General features: G+C 70.4%; 13 protein-coding genes. 9 read left to right on the forward strand and 4 right to left on the reverse strand.

Annotation, left to right across the window (positions count from 1 at the left end; translation table 11 throughout):
* The first annotated feature begins 17 nt into the window (after positions 1-17).
* The 9 genes from ACWESM_RS14155 to ACWESM_RS14195 all read left to right on the forward strand — a co-directional run bounded on the left by ACWESM_RS14155 (position 18) and on the right by ACWESM_RS14195 (position 16,387).
* Positions 18-1,277, forward strand: a complete 1,260-nt coding sequence (locus ACWESM_RS14155; protein WP_452492035.1) for an NAD(P)/FAD-dependent oxidoreductase — start codon at positions 18-20, stop codon at positions 1,275-1,277.
* On the forward strand, positions 1,274-1,879 hold the full coding sequence (locus ACWESM_RS14160) for an SGNH/GDSL hydrolase family protein (RefSeq protein ID WP_412806334.1): 606 nt from the start codon (positions 1,274-1,276) through the stop codon (positions 1,877-1,879). The genes ACWESM_RS14155 and ACWESM_RS14160 overlap by 4 nt, the downstream gene beginning before the upstream one ends.
* A 28-nt stretch (positions 1,880-1,907) precedes the next feature.
* Positions 1,908-8,468 carry an SDR family NAD(P)-dependent oxidoreductase gene (locus ACWESM_RS14165; protein WP_452492037.1) on the forward strand — a complete coding sequence of 2,187 codons (6,561 nt, stop codon included), beginning with the start codon at positions 1,908-1,910 and terminating at the stop codon, positions 8,466-8,468.
* Positions 8,465-10,513 (forward strand): beta-hydroxydecanoyl-ACP dehydratase, encoded by a 2,049-nt coding sequence (locus ACWESM_RS14170; RefSeq protein WP_452492039.1) that lies wholly within the window; start codon positions 8,465-8,467, stop codon positions 10,511-10,513. The genes ACWESM_RS14165 and ACWESM_RS14170 overlap by 4 nt, the downstream gene beginning before the upstream one ends.
* The gene (locus ACWESM_RS14175; RefSeq protein ID WP_452492041.1) at positions 10,513-12,081 is read left to right on the forward strand and encodes a PfaD family polyunsaturated fatty acid/polyketide biosynthesis protein; all 1,569 of its coding nucleotides are present in this window, start codon (positions 10,513-10,515) and stop codon (positions 12,079-12,081) included. The genes ACWESM_RS14170 and ACWESM_RS14175 overlap by 1 nt, the downstream gene beginning before the upstream one ends.
* Positions 12,078-13,760 (forward strand): acetyl-CoA carboxylase, carboxyltransferase subunit beta, encoded by a 1,683-nt coding sequence (accD, locus tag ACWESM_RS14180; protein ID WP_452492043.1) that lies wholly within the window; start codon positions 12,078-12,080, stop codon positions 13,758-13,760. The genes ACWESM_RS14175 and accD overlap by 4 nt, the downstream gene beginning before the upstream one ends.
* The gene (locus ACWESM_RS14185) at positions 13,760-14,278 is read left to right on the forward strand and encodes an acetyl-CoA carboxylase biotin carboxyl carrier protein (RefSeq protein WP_355076446.1); all 519 of its coding nucleotides are present in this window, start codon (positions 13,760-13,762) and stop codon (positions 14,276-14,278) included. The genes accD and ACWESM_RS14185 overlap by 1 nt, the downstream gene beginning before the upstream one ends.
* Complete coding sequence (locus tag ACWESM_RS14190) at positions 14,275-15,651, forward strand: acetyl-CoA carboxylase biotin carboxylase subunit (RefSeq protein ID WP_452492044.1); 1,377 nt, start codon at positions 14,275-14,277, stop codon at positions 15,649-15,651. The genes ACWESM_RS14185 and ACWESM_RS14190 overlap by 4 nt, the downstream gene beginning before the upstream one ends.
* Positions 15,652-15,784: 133 nt before the next feature.
* Positions 15,785-16,387: a hypothetical protein gene (locus tag ACWESM_RS14195; protein WP_355076442.1), complete on the forward strand. Its 603-nt coding sequence runs from the start codon at positions 15,785-15,787 to the stop codon at positions 16,385-16,387.
* A gap of 112 nt (positions 16,388-16,499) precedes the next feature.
* Here ACWESM_RS14195 and ACWESM_RS14200 read toward each other — a convergent pair whose 3' ends face one another.
* From ACWESM_RS14200 to ACWESM_RS14215, 4 genes are read right to left on the reverse strand one after another with little or no spacing between them, the layout of a single operon-like run.
* Entirely contained in the window at positions 16,500-17,312 is an 813-nt protein-coding gene (locus tag ACWESM_RS14200) for a carbohydrate ABC transporter permease (RefSeq protein WP_364433598.1), read from the reverse strand.
* Positions 17,302-18,252 carry a carbohydrate ABC transporter permease gene (locus ACWESM_RS14205; protein ID WP_452492047.1) on the reverse strand — a complete coding sequence of 317 codons (951 nt, stop codon included), beginning with the start codon at positions 18,250-18,252 and terminating at the stop codon, positions 17,302-17,304. The genes ACWESM_RS14200 and ACWESM_RS14205 overlap by 11 nt, the downstream gene beginning before the upstream one ends.
* Positions 18,253-18,256: 4 nt before the next feature.
* On the reverse strand, positions 18,257-19,114 hold the full coding sequence (locus ACWESM_RS14210) for a metallophosphoesterase (RefSeq protein WP_364433592.1): 858 nt from the start codon (positions 19,112-19,114) through the stop codon (positions 18,257-18,259).
* Complete coding sequence (locus ACWESM_RS14215; protein ID WP_397279883.1) at positions 19,111-20,484, reverse strand: ABC transporter substrate-binding protein; 1,374 nt, start codon at positions 20,482-20,484, stop codon at positions 19,111-19,113. Before ACWESM_RS14215 ends, ACWESM_RS14210 begins: the two co-directional genes overlap by 4 nt.
* Positions 20,485-20,493: the final 9 nt, after the last annotated feature.

Consider the following 20,493-nt stretch of genomic DNA (forward strand, 5'->3'; position numbering starts at 1 on the left):
TCGACTACCGGAAAGTGATGCGAAACATGTACGACGTCATCGTTGTCGGAACCCGGGTCGCGGGCGCCCCGCTGGCCATGTTGCTGGCCAGGAAGGGCTACCGGGTGCTCGCCGTCGACCGCGCGAGTTTCCCCAGCGACACCCCCTCGACCCACTACATCCACCAGGCCGGGCTCGGCTTCCTGAAGTCGTGGGGCCTGCTGGACGAGGTCGTCGCCACCGGCGTTCCGGCGATCCGCCACCTGAACTTCTCCTACACCGACATCGTGATCAAGGGCTTCGCCGATACCGCCGCCGACGGCATCGACGCCGTCTACTGCCCGCGCCGCACGGTGCTGGACAAGATCCTGGTCGAGGCCGCGGGCAACTCCGGCGTCGAGGTGATCCAGGGCTTCACCGTCTCCGAACTGGTCTTCGACGGTGACCGCGTGGCCGGCATCCGCGGGGCGATCGGCGACGGCGCCGAGCAAGAGTTCCGCGCCACACTGGTGGTCGGCGCCGACGGCTCGAACTCGCTGGTGGCCAAGGCCGTCGGCGCACAGGAGTACGAGGGCTCGCCCGCGGCGTGCTTCGTCTACTACTCCTACTACGAGGGCGTCGACTGGGGCATGCAGCACCGCACCGGATTCGGCGAGCAGCAGTTCGCGTCCTGGCCGACCAACGACGATCTGGCCTTGGTCGCGGTCATGCGCAAGCGGGACCGGTTCCGCGAGTTCCGCGCCGACCCGGACGCCGCCGTGCAGGAGATCGTCGACCAGGTCGACCCGGAGATCGGCGCTCGCCTGCGCGACACCGGCAAGCGGGTGGAGCAGTTCCGCCCGATGCTGTACCCGGACAACTACCGCCGCGCGTCGCACGGCCCCGGCTGGGCGTTGGTCGGCGACGCCGCCTACCACAAGGATCCGTTCACCGGCTGGGGCATCACCGACGCGTTCAAGTACGCGCAGTTGCTCGCCGACCACGTGGACGAAGGCCTGTCCGGTGCGCGTCCGATGGACGAGGCGCTGGCGGAGTATCAGCGCGAGCGCGACGCGCAGAGCGCCAGCACCTACGAACTGACGCTGAGCATCTCGGAGCTGTCGCTGACCCCGTACTACGACTCGGTGTTCCGCGCGACGTCGCTGGACGCGGACTACACCAAGCACTTCTTCGGGCTGATCGCGGGAATCTACTCGCCGGACAGGTACTTCGGCGAGCAGGAGCTGGCCGCACTGTACGAGAAGGTGGACTTCCCGGCGGCGGCCAGGCACGTCAGCAAGGACGGAGTGACCGCATGAGCGCGCCCGTGCTGACCGCGCTGGGTGACAGCTTCGTCGAAGGGCGCGGCGACGCCGCGCCCGGGGGCGGCTACCGTGGCTGGGTTCCGCGTCTCGGCGGCCAGCTCGGGCTGCGGCCCGCGGCGGTGCGCAATCTCGGCGAGCACGGCGCGACGACCGCTGTCGTGCTGGAACGTCAACTGCGCGTGGCGCTTTCGGGCCGTTCCGGCCTGTTCGGCGTCGTGGTCGGCGTGAACGACCTGGTGAGCGATTTCGCCGAAGACCGCTTCGCCCGCAACCTCGCCGAGCTGTTCGGCGGCCTGCGGGCAGGCGGCGCGACCGTGTTCACGGCCAGCTACCCGGACATCCCGGCCCGGCTGCCCGTGCCCGACGGCTTCCGCGCGCTGCTGCGCGAGCGGTTCGCCTTCGCCAACGCGGTGCTCGCGGACGTCACCGCCGACACCGGCACGCTGCTGCTGGACATCGCCACCCAACCCGAATGGGAGCGGCCGGAGATGTGGACCGCCGACGGTCTGCACCCCAGTTCGCTGGGCCACCACCGGTTCGCCGCGAGCGTCGCCGAACTCGTCGCGTCGCGCACCGCGACGACCGTGGCCGCCTGACCATCCACCCGGTTCGAGAGGAATTTCCGTGACAGACGACAGACGCCTGGCGCGCAACCCGATCGCCATCGTCGGGATGTCCGGGCTGCTGCCCAACGCCCACAATCATCGAGAGTACTGGCAGAACATCGTCGACGGCGTCGACTGCACCACCGAGGTCCCCGGGTCGCGCTGGAGCCTCGACGACTACTTCGATCCCGACCCCGCGACGCCGGACAAGACCTACTCGCGCCGGGGCGCGTTCCTGCCCGACATCGAGTTCGACCCCTTGGAATTCGGGCTGCCGCCCAACCAGCTCGAAGTGACCAGCACGATGCAGACGCTCAGCCTCGGCGTCGCGCGTGACCTGCTGCGCGACGCGGGCGCGGTGGACTCCGCCTGGTACGACGCCGGCCGCACCGGCGTGGTCCTCGGCACCACCGGCCCGGTGCCGCTGATGCACCCGCTGGCCGCGCGGCTGTCCACGCCGGTGCTGAAGGAGGCGGCGCGCTCGGTCGGTCTGTCCGACGCGGACGCCGACGCCATCGCCGATCGGTTCGTCGCGGCTTTCGCGCCGTGGGAGGCGAATTCGTTCCCCGGCCTGCTGGCCAACATCACCGCGGGCCGGGTGGCCAACCGGCTCGGTCTCGGCGGCATCAACTGCACCGTGGACGCGGCGTGCGCGGCCTCGCTGGCCGCCTTGCGCACCGCCATCGCCGAACTGCAGGACGGCCGCGCGGACATGATGATCACCGGCGGCGTGGACACCGAGAACACCATCTTCATCTACCTGTGCTTCAGCAAGGTCGGGGCGCTGTCGTCCAGCGGGCAGATCAGTCCCTTCTCCGCCGACGCCAACGGCACGCTGCTCGGCGAGGGCATCACCATGCTCGCGCTGCGCAGACTGGAGGACGCGCGCCGCGACGGCAACCGGATCTACGCCGTCATCCGCGGACTCGGCTCCTCCAGCGACGGCCGCGCCAAGAGCATCTACGCCCCGCGCGCGGGCGGCCAGCGCGTCGCGCTGGACCGGGCCTACGCCGACGCCGAGATCTCGCCCGCCGATGTCGCGCTCATCGAAGCGCACGCCACCGGCACGCCCGTCGGCGACAAGACCGAGCTCACCGCGCTGAAGGAGCTGCTGACCGACGCGACGCCGGAGCGGGCCTTCGCCGCCCTCGGCAGCGTGAAGTCGCAGATCGGGCACACCAAGGGCGCCGCGGGCACCGCCAGCGTGATGAAACTGGCTCTGGCGCTGCACCAGAAGGTGCTGCCCGGCACCATCAACGTCTCGGCGCCCAACGCCGAGATCGCCGCCGTCGACGCGCCGTACTACGTGAACACCCGCACGCGTCCGTGGATCCGTGACCCGCAGCGCCCGGTGCGCCGCGCGGCTGCTTCGGCATTCGGCTTCGGCGGCACCAACTTCCACGTCGTGCTCGAGGAGGCGGACGCCGACCGCGCCGCGCACCCGGTGCTGCACCGCACCGCCCGCGCGCACCTGTGGCACGCGCCCGACGTGTCCGGACTGATCGATGCGGTGCGCAGCGTCGCGCCGTCCGACGGGGGCGAGATCCCGGAGGATCACGCGCGCATCGGGTTCGTCTCGGTGGACGAGGAGAACGCCGCGCATCTGCGTTCGCTCGCGGTGGACGAACTGGTCCGCAACCCCGACGCCGCCGACTGGGAGCACCCCGAGGGCGTGTACTTCCGCGCCGCCGCAGTGCCGGATCGCAAGGCGGGCGCGCTGTTCGCCGGGCAGGGCAGCCAGTACGTCGACATGGGGCTGGACGCGGCGGTGAACAATCCCGCGGTCGGCGCGGCGTTCGACGCGGCCAACGAGGCGTTCGCGGGCGCGCCGGTGCGGTTGTCGTCGGTGGTCTTCCCGCCGCCCGCGTTCGATGACGACGTGGCGGCGGAGCAGGAAAGCGTCTTGCGCCGAACGGAATTCGCGCAGCCAGCGATCGGCGCGCTGTCCGCAGGACAGTTCACGGCGCTGTCGGACTACGGCTTCCACGCCGACGGGTACCTCGGGCACAGCTTCGGTGAGCTGACCGCGCTGTGGGCCTCGGGTGCGCTCAGCACGGCCGATTTCTTCGCGCTGGCTCGCGCTCGCGGCGTGGCCATGACGCCCGAGCCGGGTGTCGAGGCGGGCACCATGGTGGCGCTCGGTGCGTCCCGGCAGACCGCCGAGGAACTGCTCGACGGTGTCGAGGACGTCTGGATCTGCAATCACAACGCGCCCGACCAGGTCGTGGTCGGCGGCGGTGCGGAGGGGATCGCGGCCGTCGTCGCGCGCTGCGGTGAGCGTGGCGTGGCGACCCGTTCGCTGCCGGTGTCCGGTGCGTTCCACACGCCCTATGTCGCTCACGCCACCGCGGCGTTCGCCGCCGCGATCACCGAGGTGCACATCGGCGCGCCGGACGCTCCGGTCTTCGCGAACACGCCGGACGCCCGCTACGGCGACGATGTGGCGGCCAACCGGGCCGTGCTGACCGAACAGCTCGGCAAGCCGGTCGAATTCGTGGCCGCGCTCACCGCGATGCGCGACGCGGGCTGCACCGTGTTCGTGGAGTTCGGGCCGAAGCAGGTGCTGACCTCGCTGGTGCGGCGCACCCTCGGCGACGACGTGGTCGTCATCGCGACCGACTCCGGCCCGATCGGCAACAGCGATCTCGCGCTGACCCGCGCGGCGGTGCGCCTGGCCGTGCTCGGGTTCGGCCTGCACGGCATCAACCGCCACACCGCGCCGGAGCCGGAGGCGGCGGTCACCGGGCGCGCCATGACGGTGACGATGTCGGCGCCGGAATACGTGCCCGACACCCGGCGCAAGTCCTACGCCGCCGCGCTCGACGCCGAATACCGGCTCAGCGTGCTCGCGGCGGCTCCCGCTCCGGTCGACAGCGTGGTCGATCACCCGCCCGCCGAGCAGCGGGCCGTGCCCACCGCTTCCACCGCAGCAACGGAGACACCCGTGTACCCCACACCGCAGCCCGCCGACACCGGTTCGGACGCGCTGGAGAGCGCGCTCGTCCAGCACCTGCACACGCACCGCCAGTTCCTGGACGGCCAGCTGGACATGGCCCGCGATCTGGCCGGCGCGCTCGGTGACGGCAGGCTCGACGCCGCCACCGTCCGGGCCATCGAAGCGGTCAAGGAACACGGTGTCGCGATCAGCCACAGCCACGCGCGGGCCAGCGAGGTGCTCGCCCAGCTGGTCGAGCTGGAGAGCGGCTTCGCGCCGGTGTCACGGTCATCGACGCAGGTCACGCGCCCCGCGCCCGCCCCGCGCGCGGCGATCGAGCCCGCGCCGGTACGACGGCCGCTGGCCACCGCCATGGTCGTGGACGAACACCGCGCTCCCGCCCCGGAACCCGTCGCGGCGCCGGCTCCGGCGACGAACGGGCACGCTGCTCCCGCCGACCAGGTGACCGGCGACACGTTGCGCAGCGCGCTGCGCGAGGTGGTCGCGGAGAAGACCGGTTATCCGGTGGAGATGGTGGATCCGTCGATGGATCTGGAAGCCGATCTGGGTGTGGACTCGATCAAGCGGGTGCAGGTGATCGGCGCTCTGCAGGAACGTTTCCCGCAACTGCCGAACCTCGGCCCCGAGCAGTTGGGCACGGTGCGAACGCTGGACCAGATCGTCGAGCTGCTCGGCGCCACCGGCGCGCCGACCCCGGCCGCGCCGTCAGCGACGTCGAACGGCACCGCTCACGTGGTCACCGACGACCAGGTCTCGGGTGCGGCGTTGCGGCGCGCGCTGCGCGAGGTGGTCGCGGAGAAGACCGGTTATCCGGTGGAGATGGTGGATCCGTCGATGGATCTGGAAGCCGATCTGGGTGTGGACTCGATCAAGCGGGTGCAGGTGATCGGCGCTCTGCAGGAACGCTTTCCGCAGTTGCCGAGTCTGGGCCCGGAGCAGTTGGGCACGCTTCGCACGCTGGATCAGATCGCCGAGCTGCTCGGCGCGCAGGACGCCGGAACGTCGGCGAACGGCGCGGTCGCCCCGGCCGACGCTGAAGTGACGGACGAGGCGTTGCGGCGCGCGCTGCGCGAGGTGGTCGCGGAGAAGACCGGTTATCCGGTGGAGATGGTGGATCCGTCGATGGATCTGGAAGCCGACCTCGGCGTGGACTCGATCAAACGAGTGCAGGTGATCGGCGCGTTGCAAGAACGGTTTCCGAAGCTACCGAGTCTGGGCCCGGAGCAGTTGGGCACGCTTCGCACGCTGGATCAGATCGTGGTGGAACTCGCCGGGACGGCGGGAGGTGATGTCCACCCAAAAGCTGAGGCCGCGGCGGGAACGTCGCGGCACGCCGTCGAACTGGTCGCGCTGCCCGCTCCGGATCGGGCGGTAGCGCCCTACCGGGACGGGGCGCGGGCGGTGCTCGTCGACCTGACCGGCGAAGCGGACTCCGGATCGGACGCGCTCGCGGCAGCGTTGAGCGGGCTCGGTTGGACTGTGCGACAGATGGATTCGGCAGACGGGTTGGACGGCGAGCCGCTCGACCTCTGCCTCGTCCTGCTGGGCGGCACCGCCGACTGGGCGTCGGCGCAACACCGCCTGACCGACGGCATCCTCCTGGCCGGCCGTACTGTGCCGCTGCTGCGCGGCGGATCGGACCGAGCGGCCTTCGTGACGGTGACGCGGCTGGACGGCGCACTCGGTTTCCACGGCACCGAGCAGCCCGAACACGCGCTGCTCGGCGGGATCGGCGGTGTGGTGAAAACCCTGGCCGCCGAACAGCCGCAGCTGTTCTGCCGGGCGCTCGACGTCGACCCGGCCTGCTCCGCACGGCAACTGGCCGAGTTCGTCACCGCCGAGCTGTTCGATCCGGCTCGCGACACGCTCGAGGTCGGCATCGACGCGGCGGCGCGGCGATGGACTCCGGTGCCGAGCGGGCACGCGCCCGCGCGCACCGTTCTCCCGGTGCGAGCGGGCACGGAGCAGGATGCCACCGTGCTCACCGCCGAGGACGTCCTGTTGGTCACCGGCGGCGCGCGCGGCGTCACGGCGACCTGCGTGCTGGCGCTGGCCGCGCGCAGCGAGGCGCGCTTCGTGCTGCTCGGGCGCTCCGAACCGGCCGCCGAACCGGATTGGGCGGCAGGGGTTTCCGATGCCGATCTGAAGGCCGCCGCGGTACGCGCGCTGGCCGGTTCCGGCGCGAAGCCGCGCGATATCGAGCGTGCCGTGTCCGGAATCCGCGCAACACGCGAGATCCGGGAGACGCTGACCGCGCTCGGCCCCCGCGCCGAGTACCTCGCGGTCGACGCCACGGACGAGCAGGCGGTCGCCGCCGCGCTCGCACCGTGGCGGGACTCGATCACCGGCGTCGTGCACGGAGCGGGAGTGCTGGCCGACTCCGTGATCACGGACAAGACCGCCGAATCGGTCGCGCGCGTGCTCGATCCCAAGATCGCCGGACTGGCGTCGGTGCTCGGCGCGCTCGGCGAACTGCGTCATCTGGTGCTGTTCACCTCCGTGGCCGGGCTGTTCGGCAATGCCGGTCAGGCCGATTACGCGGCAGCGAACGAGGCGCTCTCCCGATTCGCGGTGAGCCTGCGGGCGCAACGGCCGAATTGCCATGTCACCGCGATCGACTGGGGCGCGTGGGACGGCGGCATGGTGACTCCCGCCTTGCGGGAACACTTCCGGACGCGCGGTGTCGAATTGCTCGACCCGCAGGGGGGCGCGGCGGCGTTCACCGAGCAGTTCACCGAGGCGCGCTCCGCGGACACGGTCGTGCTCATCGGACCCGCGAAGTCGTTGTCGGACACCACGTCCGCCACCGGCACAGTCCGGGCGCGGCGGACGATCACCGGGATCACCGCGGACCCGATCATCGCGGCGCACCGGATCGGTGAGCACATCGTGCTGCCCGCGACCTTCGGGCTCGGCGCGATGATCAACTTCGCCGAACGCGGCCTGCCGGGCCGCACGGTGGTCGGCGTCCGGGACTTCGAAGTGCTCAAAGGCATCGTCTTCGAACGGCCGCTCCACGAATTGGAACTGGAAATCGCGCCGGAAGAGGGCGCGTCCACTGTGCGGGCGACGGTGCGCGGCGAGAATGCCGTCCACTTCCGCGCAACCCTCGTGCTCGCCGAAACGCCGGATCGGCCACCGTGCAAACCGGTGCCGGGTGGTTCTGTCGGCGAGGCGACCATCTACCGCGACGCCGTCCAGTTCCACGCGCCCGCGTTGCAGGGACTGCGCCGGGTCCGGGCGGTCTCGGACGACGCGATCGTCTTCGACTGCGAACTGCCCCCCGCCACCGTGGCGGGCGGCGCCTACGCCGGGCGGCTGCACGACCCGGTCCTGGCCGACCTGATCCTGCAGGGGCCGCCCGTGCTGGGCCACCGGCTGCTCGGCAGCGCCTGTCTGCCGCTCGGCGCCAAGCGGATCGACTACTTCCGGCCACTGCCCGCGGGCGAGCCGTTCGTGCTCACCGTGGACAACCCGCGCCCCGGTCGTGTCGACGCCCGGATCGACGCCACCGCCACAACGGCGGACGGCACTGTACTGCAACGTTTCTCGGACGTCACCGTGGTGACGACACCCGATCTGACGGAGAAGTTCCAGACCTCGGTGAGGCGGTGGATGGCATGACAACCCTGGAATTCGACGGGATTCCGTTCGATCCGGTGACGGCGCTCGCGGAAACGGGGGAGGGCGTCGACGAGGCGCCGACGCTTCGGCCGGGCTCCGACGACACGGTCACGCCGGCGAGCCCGTTCGCCGGGTACGCGGAGACGGCCCCGGCCGCCGGTCTCGCGGTCACCGGAACACAACCCGAGGCGCGGGCGGCGCATGCCGACGGCTCCGCCTCGCGTGCGGCCGGTCCGCTCGCCGAAATCCGCACCGGCGTCGTCGCCGCGCATCGGGCGGCGTTGAGCGCGCAGCTGGCCATGCAGCGGGCGGTGTGGCAGCGAGCGCTGCGCCGTTCGTCGGTCACGGCCGAGGCGGCCGGTCACGTCCACGAAGGACTTGAGGCGTCCGGCGTCCGGCGCGAATTCACCGCCGCCGAGTCCGCCTTCAAGCCGCCTGCTCGGACCGACCGCACGCGCCTGGATCGAGCGGACCTGCTCCGTCTCGCCGAAGGTGAGCTGAGCGTCTTCGGCTCCGCGTACCGGCGCCCCGGCACTGTGGCGGCGGTCCGGCTGGGCGGTTCGACCCGGCTCGCGCTCACCGAGGTGACCCGCATCGAGTTGTACGGCGGCTCCGGCAAGGGCAGCGTCGAAGCACGATTCGAGGGCGACCCGCACGCGGCGGCGACGCAGGTCGCGGAGGTGTTCGCGCTGTATCTCGGCCTGCCGCTGGTGCTGTCGGGCAGCTCCCTGGTCGCCGAACGCGCGGGTACGGTCGCGGGTGCCGCGTCCGGCACGATCACGCTGACGGTGACCGCGCTCGACTTGGTGCCCCGGCCGTACGTCACCGGCACCGTCCGCGTCGCGGGCGCGGAAGGCGCGCTCGACGTCACGGTCACGGTGGTGGAGCGTCCGGGCAGCGGGGTCGGCCCCGGCCAGGTCTCGGAAAGCCTGCTGCTCAACGAGTTCCACATGGCCCACCTCGCCCGGGGTGACCAAGGGATCGCCATGGGACCGGAATTCGCGGAGTACACCGGGGTGCGGGCGACCCGTCTGCCGACCGGCGGCCTGCTGCTGGTCGACCGGGTGCTCGACTTCGACGGCAAGCGCGGGAACCTGGACGGCGCGTCCTACACCACCGAATACGACTCACCCGCCGACTCCTGGTACTACGGCGACACCGCGAACGACTCCATGCCGCACTTCGTCTACATGGAGACCTCGTTGCAGGCGGCGCTGCTGATGGGCTATTACGCGGGTCCCACGCTCACCCAGCCCGGCACCACCCTGAGCCTGCGCAACCTGGGCGGCACCGCCACCGTGCTGCGGCAAATCGACCTGCGGGACAAGACGATCAGCCAGTCCTCTCGGCTGCTGTCCACCACCATCCTGCCCGGTTCGTCGCTGCAAACCTTCGACTACACGCTCAGCGTGGACGGCGAGCCGGTCTACACCGGCGAGACCATGTTCGGCTACTTCAGCGACGAGGCCTTGGCCAACCAGACCGGACTCGACGCGGGACGCCCCGCGCCGAGCTGGCTGGCGGAGCACCCGGGCGCACGGGTGCGCACCATCGATGTCGCCGCCCGCCGCGCGAACCCGGCCGCCCGCCTGTGCTCGAGGCGCACCCTGGCGCTGATCGACCGGGTCGAGGTGGTCGACGGCGGCGGCAGCTACGACTCCGGATATCTGCATTCGCTGCGCGAGATCGATCCGTCCGACTGGTATTTCGCCCGGCACTTCCACCTCGACCCGGTGATCCCGGGCTCGCTCGGTGTGGAATCGGTGATCCACGCGATCCAAGAGTGGATGATCGACGCCGGATTCGCCGACACGATCGGCGATCCGGTCTTCCGCATCCCCGCAGGCCGGACGTTCAGCTGGCGCTACCGCGGGCAGTTCCTGCCCACCGACGGCACCGTAGAACTCGAGGCCCACATCAAGGAGATCCACCGCGGCCCGCGCGGCGTCACCGTCGTCGCCGACGGTTCGCTGTGGAAGCCGGGGCTGCGCATCTACGAGCTGACCGATCTCGCGGTCGAACTCGTCGAGCGGGAGGAGCGCTGATGACCACGTCCCGGGCCGGTATTCTCGCCGACACCGCCGACGGCATCACCGCCGTCCTGTCCGACCTGACGCGCCCGTGCTGGATCGTGCGCCACGACGGCCGGGTGGGCGCGACGTCCGACGAGCGCACCGCGGCACACGCGGAGGTGCTCGCGGCGGTGGCTCCGCTGCCGCCCGAGCAGCTCGGTGATCGGCGATTCGCCGCCGCCCACGGCGTGCGAGCGGCCTACGCGGCAGGCGCGATGGCGAACGGCATCGCCTCGCCCGCTCTGGTTTCGGCGATGGCGCGGGCGGGATACCTCGCCTCCTACGGCGCGGCGGGCGTTCCACCCGCCGCGGTGGACGCGGCACTGGCCGAGCTGAGCCGCACGCTGGTCGGAAAACCGTTCGCGTGCAATCTTATCCACAGCCCCTCCGAGCCCGCCTTGGAGCGCGCGATCGTCGACGCCTGCCTGCGGCACCAGGTTCGCTGCGTGGAGGCGTCGGCGTTCATGGGCCTCACCGGTGAGGTCGTGCGCTACCGGGCGGCGGGGCTGGCCGTCGACCGGCGAGGACGCGTCGAGGTGCGCCACCGCCTGATCGCGAAGGTCTCCCGGGTGGAGGTGGCCGAGCCGTTCCTGCGTCCGGCTCCCGCACGGCTGCTGCGCGCGCTGGTCGAAGCCGGTGACCTGACGCCCGAGCAGGCGCGGCTCGCCGAACAGGTGCCGATGGCCGACGACATCACGGCCGAAGCCGACTCCGGCGGTCACACCGACCGCAGACCACTGCTGGTACTGCTGCCCGAGCTCATCGCGGCACGGGATCGACTGGCCCGCACCGTGCCCGCCGCCGCGGCCGTCCGGGTCGGCGCGGCGGGCGGCATCGGCACCCCCGCAGCCGCGGCCGCCGCCTTCGCGCTGGGCGCCGCTTACGTGGTGACCGGTTCGGTGAATCAGGCCACCGTGGAAGCCGCCCAGTGCGACACCGCCAAACAGCTGCTCACTCAGGCGGATTTCGCCGACTGCGCCATGGCGCCGTCCTCGGACATGTTCGAGCTCGGCGTCCAGGTGCAGGTGCTGCGCCGCGGCACCATGTTCGCCACCCGCGCGCAGCGGCTCTACGACACCTACCGCGCCTATGACGGCATCGACGCGTTCCCGGCCGAACTGCGCCGCGAGCTCGAGGCCACGCTGTTCCAGCGGCCCCTCGACGCCGTGTGGGAGGACTGCGTCAGCTACTTCACCGAACGCGATCCTGCCCAGCTGGCCGGCGCGGACGCGGACCCGAAACGCAAGATGGCGCTGGTGTTCCGGTGGTATCTGGGGCTTTCTTCGGGGTGGAGCATTCGCGGCGAGGCCGGTCGCGTCGCCGATTACCAGATCTGGTGCGGGCCCGCGATGGGCGGGTTCAACAACTGGGCGGCCGGAAGTTATCTGGCGGCGCTGCGCAACCGGCACGTCGCCGACATCGCCGACCAGATGATGCTGGGCGCGGCCTACCTCACCCGCGTCGCCCAGCTGCGCACCGCGGGCGTGCGGCTACCCGCCGACTGCGCCCGCTTCGTACCCCGACCGAGGGAGGAACGATGACCACACTGGAGACGGGTCCGGACACCCGGACCTCCTGGATGGTGTGCCCGTCCTGCGCCGCCATGCTCTACGCCAAACGCTACGAGCGCGCGGGCCGGGTCTGCCCGGATTGCGACGGGCACGGCATGCTGACCGCGGACCAGCGCATCGAGGCGCTGCTCGACCCGGGATCGGCGCGGCACATCCAGCCGTCCGCCACCGCGGTCGATCCGCTCGGCTTCACCGACTCCCGGCCCTATCCCGAGCGGCACGCCGAGGCGAGCCGTCGCACCGGGCTGCCCGACGCCATCCGTTGCGTGCGCGGCACGATCGGCGGCGCACCGCTGGTGCTGGCGGTCATGGACTTCCGCTTCCTCGGCGGCAGTCTCGGCGCGGCCGTCGGCGAAGCGGTCACCGGCGCTGCCGAGACCGCGCTCGCGGCGCGGGTGCCGCTGGTGCTGGTCACCGCGTCCGGTGGCGCCCGCATGCAGGAGGGCATCCTCGCGTTGATGCAGATGGCCAAGACCAGCCAGGCGCTGCGCGAACTCGACGACGAGGGCGTGCTGACCATCTCGGTGATCACCGATCCCACCTACGGCGGCGTGGCGGCCTCCTACGCCACGTCCACCGACATCATCATCGCCGAACCCGGCGCGCGTCTCGGCTTCGCCGGACCGCGGGTGATCCAGCAGACCATCGGCGAGACGCTGCCCGCGGGCTTCCAGACCGCGGAATTCCTGCTCGAACACGGTGTGGTGGACATGATCTGCCACCGCTCGGCCCTGCGGGACCGGCTGGCGCGCCTGCTCGCGCTGGCCGCCGACAGCAAGCGTCCCGTCGAGTTCGCCGACGACGAGAATCCGGTCCGCGCCGACGCGACCCAACTCGCCCCGCGCGACGCCTGGCAGAGTGTGCGCGCCGCGCGCGAACTCGCCAGGCCGACCACGCTGGACTACTTGGCCGCGTCGTTCGACGAATTCGTGGAGCTACACGGCGACCGTTTGTCGGCCGACTGCCCGGCCATGATCACCGCACTGGCCCGCCTCGACGGCGCGCCGGTCGTAGTGATCGGCACCCAAAAGGGTCACACCGCAACCGAATTGGCGCAGCGCAACTACGGCATGCCCACCCCGGCCGGATACCGGAAGTCGGCCCGCGTGCTGCGCCTGGCCGCCAAGCTGGGCATTCCGGTGATCAGCCTGGTCGACACCGCAGGCGCCTACCCCGGTGTGACCGCCGAGGAACAGGGGCAGGCCGTCGCCATCGCGGAATCACTCAAACTGCTCGCCGGGCTACCCGTGCCGGTGGTCACCGTGGTCACCGGCGAGGGCGGCAGCGGGGGAGCGCTCGCGCTGGCGGTGGCCGATCGAGTGATCGTCTGCGAGAACGCGGTCTATTCGGTGATCAGCCCGGAAGGGTGCGCCTCCATCCTGTGGAAGGACGCTACCGCCGCACCCCGCGCCGCAGCCGCCTTGCGGGTGGACTCGACCTCCTTGCTCGAACTCGGCGTCGCGGACGGCGTACTGCCCGAGCCGCCGGGCGGCGCGCATCGCGATCCCGCCGCGGCCGCCGTCGCCCTGCGTCAGGCGCTGCGCCACGCCGTGTCCGATCTGGCGCGACTCCAAGCGGCGCAACTGCTCGACCGGCGCCACCACCGTTTCCGTGTCTTCGGACTGTCCACGAACGATCAGGAGAAGTGATGACCGAGTCCGTGACCACCGAGCCCGCGGGCCGCGCGCTGAATCCGGTCGACGCCGACCAGGCGCTGACCGTGCTGTCGCGGCACGCGCTGTCCGTGCGGGCCGAGACCGCGCCGACCTCGGTGACCGTCGCCAACGGCCCGCTGGTGCTGCGGATCAGCTGGGATGGGCACAACGGCACCAGTGGGCCGGTCGCCGTCGCACCCACGGCGGCCGCCCCGGTCCCCGCGGCGCCCGCAGAGTCCGCACCGCAGGACACTCGTTCGGACGCGGATACTTTCACGCTGACGGCGGAAACCGTCGGCGTGTTCTATCGCGCGCCCGAACCCGGCGCGGCGCCGTTCGTCGCCGAGGGCGACCCGGTGCGGGCCGGTCAGCAGGTCGGCATCGTCGAGGCGATGAAGCTGATGATCCCGGTGACCGCGACCAGGGAGGGCCGGGTGGCGGAATTCCTGGTGGAGAACGGGGAAGCGGTCGAGCACGGCGCGCCGCTGCTGGTGCTCGAGGTGGTGCGATGACCGTGCGACCGATCCGCAAGGTGCTCGTCGCCAATCGCGGCGAGATCGCCGTGCGGGTCATCCGCACCTGCGCCGAACTCGGGATCGCCACCGTCGCGGCGTATTCCGCGGCCGACGCCGACTCGGCCGCCGTCCGGCTCGCCGACCAGGCGTTCCGGATCGGTCCCGGGCCCGCGAAGCGCAGCTACTCCTACATTCCCGCGATCATCGAGGCCGCCAGGGCCACCGGCGCCGACGCCATCCACCCCGGATACGGATTCCTCTCCGAGGACCCGGATTTCGCCGAGGTGTGCGAGGCGGAGGGGTTCGTGTTCGTCGGCACCCCCGCCGCGATCATGGCCGATCTCGGCGACAAGTCGACGGCACGGTCACTGATGGCCGCGGCGGGGCTGCCGCTGCTGCCGGGCAGCCGTGAGCCGCTCGACACGGTGGACGAGGCGCACGCCCTCGCCGACGACATCGGCTACCCGGTGATCATCAAAGCGGTCGCGGGGGGCGGCGGCCGCGGGATGCGGGTCGTGCGTGACTCGGCGGACTTCGCCGCGGCCTGGCAGGAGACCCGCGCCAACGCCACCGCCGTGTTCGGCGACGGCCGCCTGTACGTGGAGCGCTACCTCGACTCGGCGCGGCACATCGAAGTCCAGATCCTGGCCGATCGGCACGGCACGGTGCGGCATCTCGGCGCGCGCGACTGCTCCTTGCAGCGGCGGCACCAGAAACTCGTCGAGGAGTCGCCCGCGCCGGGGTTGTCCGAGGAACTCGTCGCCCGGATCGGGGCAGCGGCCGTGCGCGGCGCCGAAGCCGTCGGCTACGTCGGGGCGGGAACCTTCGAATTCCTGTTGGATCAGCGGGGCGATTTCTACTTCATGGAGGTCAACTGCCGGCTACAGGTCGAGCATCCGGTCACCGAGATGGTCACCGGCATCGACCTCGTCGCCGAGCAGTTGCGCATCGCCTCCGGGCTGCCGCTGGCGTTGTCCGCCGACGTCGCCACGCCGCGCGGTGTGTCCATCGAATGCCGGATCAACGCCGAGGATCCGCAGCGCGAATTCGCGCCCGCCCCAGGCGCGCTCACCGAATGCACGCTACCCGGCGGACCGTTCGTCCGGATCGACACCCATGTCGGCCCCGGCTATGCCATTCCGCCGCACTACGATTCGCTGCTCGCCAAGATCATCGTGTGGGCTCCCGACCGTCCCGCGGCCATCGCGCGGATGCGCCGGGCTCTGGCCGAGACCAGAATCCATGGCAGGGGCGTGGCCACCACGACCGAATTCCTGCACGACATCCTCGATCACCCCCGATTCCGCGCCGCGGATCACGACACCGCCCTCATCGGGACCCTCACCACGGTGTCGCGCGTCGCCTCATGAAGCCGCCGCCATCGGACGCGGTGACGGCCCGCGTCCGATGGCGGCGCCCTTGCCTCCGTCGCGTGAGAAACAGACACGGCCGCTCGTTCGATGAGACCATTGTGCTGCTCGGTGGGCGCAGGAGGAGGCGAGCATGATCGACGGAATGGCGATTGCCGCTTATTTGGCCGCAGCGGTAGGGGGAGCGAGCGGAAGGTGGCTGAACACCCAACTGGACGAGGCGTTCAGTGCCCTGACCGCGACAGTGACGCGGAGGCTCGGACGTCAGCCCGTCGAGATCCTTTCCCAGAACCCGGACAGCATCCAGGCGCGCCGCCGCGTCGCCACTGCGATCGAGCGCGAAGCCCTGATCGACGAGCAATTCGCCCGGGAACTGTCCGAAATACGCGCTCGGCTGGATCAGCTGGACGCGCCGAGTGTGGTGGCGCAGCTCGAACAGGGCGGTCAGGTCGTGGTGAACAACCGGGGCCAGGTGGTCGGGCGCGACTACATCAGCACCAACACCAACATCGACGTTCCCCGCCCTGATGACCTCTCGAGAGCCCCTGCTTGGGCGAAAGCGTGCATCTGGATCGGCGGCGCGATCGCGGCCGTCGGTTTCGCGCTCTTCATGTCGGCGCTCTTCCAGCACAACGCGGAACCCGGGACAGAGTTCGCGATCTTCGCGATCGGAGGCGGTGTCATGGCCGTCGGCCAGCTCGGCGCGAACACATCGACTCCCCGGCCGCGGCGTTGATCGGCGACCACCACCAGCAGTGCCCGTCCGGATGATGGGAATACCCGGTCGACGGCGGCATCGCCGACCGGGGTTCTCGAAGTTATCCGACCTCGAAAACCCCGTCGACGATCTATTTCAACCCCGACCGCACGAACGCGTTGACGATGTGCCGTTGCAGCAGTAGGTACATCAGCAGCACCGGCAGGCAGGCGAGGCTGGCCACCGCCATCATCGGACCCCACTGATCGCCCTCGGTGCCCATGAAACTGCGCAGACCGAGCTGCAACACGCTGTTGGACTGGCGCAGCACCACCGCGGGCCAGAAGTACTCGTTCCACGCGTTGATGAAAAGCAGGATTCCCAAGGCCGCCAGCGCGGGGCGCAGATTCGGCACGACCACCGTCCACAGGATCGACCAGGAGGAGCGTCCGTCGATCTTCGCCGCCGCCACCAGCTCCTTCGGGAAGCTCGCCATGTGCTGGCGCAGCAGCAGCACCGCGAGCGCCGAGCACAACGTCGGCAGCACCACGCCGACCAGGGAGTTGATCAGCCCGAGTTTGGTCAGCAGGACGTAGTTGGGCAGCATCGTCACCTGGAACGGCACCAGCCAGGTGCCGACGAACGCCAGGTACAGCACCTTCTGGAACGGGAAGGTGTACATCGCGAACGCGTAGGAGGCCAGCAGCGCGATGAGCAGTTGCCCCGCCGCCGAGAGCGCCGCGACGAAGAAGGTATTGCCGATCAGGGCCACCACGTCGACTTTGTCGGCCGCGTCGGCATAGTTGGCGAACGAGATCGGCCAGGGGATCGGCGACAGCGAGGTGACGTCCTCCGGCCGCCGCAGCGACGTCGCGAACAGCCAGTAGATCGGGAACGCGCACAGCACCGCGGTGACGGCCAGCAGCAGATGGCTGCCCGCGGTGCGCAATCGGTCAATCATCATGGAAAGAAACCTTTTCCGAGACCCACACCAGCACACCCGCGATCACGCCGAACCCGGCGAACAGCAGCACACCGGCGGCGGCGCTGAGTCCGGCGTCGAAGCTGTGGAAGGCGTAGTCCCACAGCAGGTAGTAGATATTGGTGGTCGCTTGCGCCGGACCGCCCTGCGTCATCGAGTCGATGAGCGGGAAAGTCAATGTGGGACTGAGCAATACCGTGGTCAGCACCAGGAACAGCAGTGTGGGCGACAGCAGGGGCAGGGTGATCCACCGTCGGATCTGCCGGGCGCTCGCCCCGTCCACCCGGGCGGCCTCGTCGTAGTCACCGCTGATACCCGCCAGCCCGGCCCAGATCACCAGGACGGCGAAGCCGAGCAACTGCCATCCGGTGATCAGGATGATCACCCCGTGCGCGGTGTCCACGTCGTAGACCCAGTTGCGATGCGAGCGCAGAACCTGATCGACGAAGCCGCTGCCGGGATGCAGCAGCCAGCGCCACACCGCCGCCGCCGCGACCGGCGCGACGAGGAACGGCGCGAAGACGAACGCGTGGTAGACCGTCCGCGCCCGGCCGTGCACCCGTCGGCTGGCCAGCGCGATGAGCAGCGGGAGCAGCACCGTGAACGGCAGCATGCCCACGATCAGCACCCCGGTGCGGCCCACCGAATCCCAGAAGGCCGGGAGATCCAGCAACCGTTCGTAATTGCCGGTGCCGACCGGCTTCATCGGTGAGGTCGGCAGCAGGTTCCACGAATACGTGGACAGCTCGACCGCCTGGACCAGCGGCCGGTAGATCCACACGACCAGCAACGCCAGCGCGGGCGCCAGATACAGGTACGGCACGGCGAACCGCCCCGCCCGGCGGAACCGGGCGGGGCGATGCGACGGGGTGACCGTTTCGGCCGCTTCCGTGGCAGGCAGCGGCGATTCGACGACGAACATCGAGTTACCCGGCCTCCGCGGCCAGCGCGGCGAGTTGATCGAGCACGTCCTGCTCGGGCCGGTCGTAGAGGGTCTCGGCGGGCGTCGCCTCGATCGCCGTGGCGACCATCGTCGAACCGAGCAGATCGATGCGGCTGTAGCCGAAGCCGATCAGTCCCCGATGACGTCCCGCCGGTGCGATCGTATCGATCCGGTAAGCCAGCGCCGGACCGATCCAGACCGGAATGCCCGCCAGCGCCGCCGCTCCGGTGAGATGGTTGTGCCCGCAGACGATCAACCGCACATCCGAACCGGCCAGCACCTCGGCCAGCAGCTGCGGCCGTTCCAGCCGCAGGTACTCGGTGGCCGCGACGGGCGAGGGGATCGGCGGGTGGTGCAGCACCAGCAGCGTGCCGCGCGCCGCCGGTTCGCGCAGTTGCTCGGCCAGCCAGTCCAGCTGGTGCTCCTCGAGCCGTCCGTCGTGCCGTCGCGGCGTCGTGCTGTCCAGCGCGATCACCCGCAGACCCGCCACGTCGGCCACCTGGTCGTGGGTGGTGTCCGGGTCCAGCGCGGCGGGGTCGGCCCCGAGCAATTCGCTGGCGAAGGCGGTGCGCTCGTCGTGATTGCCCATGACGTACACCGTCTGCGCGCCGAGTTCCTCGGCCACCGGCTCGACCGCGCCGCGCAGCCGCCGGTAGGCCTCGGGCGACCCGGTGTCGGTCAGATCGCCCGAGAGCACCAGCGCGTCGATGCGCTGCCGTGAGGCACGCAACTGCTGCAGCACGTGGGTGAGATTGGCGTAGGTGTCCACCATCCCGTGCACCCGTTCCCCGGCGGGCCGGATGTGGGTGTCGGTCAGCTGGACGATCGTCACCTCGCTCATGACGTCGGCAGGAGTTTGGCGCCCTGATCGCGGGCGGCGGTGAGAGTGGACTGCGGGTCCTTGCCCTGGAACACGATCGCCTCGACGGCGTCCATCATGCCGTCGCGGATCTGCAGGTAGTTGGTGCCGGGCATGGAGATCCACGGTTCCATGTTCGCCAGCTGGGCGACGTTCGGCCCCAGCAGCGGATTCTCCTTCGACCAGGTCTGCAACCCCTGTGGGTCGTCCATGAGGCCGGTGCGCAGCGGCAGGTAGCCGATGCCCTGCGAGATCTTGGTGTAGGCGGATTCGCTGGTGAGGAACTTGATCAGCTCCCACGCGGCGCGCTGCTTGGCCGGGTCGTTGGACAGGATGTGCAGCGAAGCGCCGGAATTCGTCGGCACGGTCGGCTTGCCCGCGAAGCTGGGCATCGGCGCCGAGCGCAGGTCCCATTTGTCCTTCGCGCCGGTCACGAAGGTGCCCTGGATCGCGCTGGTCTCCAGGATCATGCCGATCTCACCGCGGGCGAAGGCCTCGTAGCCCTGTTTCTGGTTGAGCTTCGGCATGCCGCCGGAGTTGACCAGTTGCCGGCTCATCGCGGCGACCTCGACCGCGGGAGCGTCGGCGAAGGTGAGCTTGGTGCGGTCCTCGGAGATCACCCGGCCGCCGTTGGAACGCACCATCGACTGGAAGCACCAGTCCTTGGCGGTCTTGGTCAGGCAGTCGACGTAGATGCCGCCCTTGCCGGTCTTCCCGGTGATCGCCGTCGCGGCCTCGGCGACCTGCTGCCAGGTGGCGGGCGGCTTCGCGGGATCCAGGCCGGCGTCGGCGAACAGCGAAGCGTTGTAATACAGCACGGGCGTGGAGAACACGAACGGCACGCCGTAGGTGTGACCGTCCCAGTCGGCGAGTGTGCGGGCCTTCGGCGCGAAGGGGTGCCGGGCCCCGTCGAAGTTGTGCTGCACTTCCTGCTTGCCGACCAACGTGTCCAGCGGCTTGGCGCCGAGCTGGTGGATGGTGAAGTCCAGGTCGCTGAAACCGAGCTGGGCGACGTCCGGCGGCGAGCCCGCGACCATCTGATTCTGGATGCTGGAGATGGTGTCCGTGGCCGGGTTCGGGCTGTTGCCCTGCGGCTTCTGCGCGGTCACCGTGATGTTCGGGAACTTCTTGCGGAAATCGGCGATCAAGGAGTTGAAGGTGTCGGTCCAGGCGCCGGCGAGTCCGTAGTTGTAGGACTCGAACACGATCGACACCTGCTGGTCCGGCTTCAGTTCCGGGATCCGCGCGCTGTCGGCGTTCGAGTCGGTGGTGGTGCTCCCGAGTCCGCCGCAAGCGCTGAGCGCGACGGTGGTTGCGAACACCAGGCCCAGAACGGGCGCGGTGCGTTTCACGGTGTTTCT

Source organism: Nocardia sp. NPDC003999, from assembly GCF_053604885.1.

Coding starts and splice junctions, on each gene's coding strand:
- ACWESM_RS14155 (WP_452492035.1), top strand. CDS start 18: ATGCGAAACATGTACGACGTCATCGTTGTCGGAACCCGGGTCGCGGGC.
- ACWESM_RS14160 (WP_412806334.1), top strand. CDS start 1,274: ATGAGCGCGCCCGTGCTGACCGCGCTGGGTGACAGCTTCGTCGAAGGG.
- ACWESM_RS14170 (WP_452492039.1), top strand. CDS start 8,465: ATGACAACCCTGGAATTCGACGGGATTCCGTTCGATCCGGTGACGGCG.
- ACWESM_RS14175 (WP_452492041.1), top strand. CDS start 10,513: ATGACCACGTCCCGGGCCGGTATTCTCGCCGACACCGCCGACGGCATC.
- accD (WP_452492043.1), top strand. CDS start 12,078: ATGACCACACTGGAGACGGGTCCGGACACCCGGACCTCCTGGATGGTG.
- ACWESM_RS14185 (WP_355076446.1), top strand. CDS start 13,760: ATGACCGAGTCCGTGACCACCGAGCCCGCGGGCCGCGCGCTGAATCCG.
- ACWESM_RS14190 (WP_452492044.1), top strand. CDS start 14,275: ATGACCGTGCGACCGATCCGCAAGGTGCTCGTCGCCAATCGCGGCGAG.
- ACWESM_RS14195 (WP_355076442.1), top strand. CDS start 15,785: ATGATCGACGGAATGGCGATTGCCGCTTATTTGGCCGCAGCGGTAGGG.
- ACWESM_RS14200 (WP_364433598.1), bottom strand. CDS start 17,312: ATGATGATTGACCGATTGCGCACCGCGGGCAGCCATCTGCTGCTGGCC.
- ACWESM_RS14205 (WP_452492047.1), bottom strand. CDS start 18,252: ATGTTCGTCGTCGAATCGCCGCTGCCTGCCACGGAAGCGGCCGAAACG.
- ACWESM_RS14210 (WP_364433592.1), bottom strand. CDS start 19,114: ATGAGCGAGGTGACGATCGTCCAGCTGACCGACACCCACATCCGGCCC.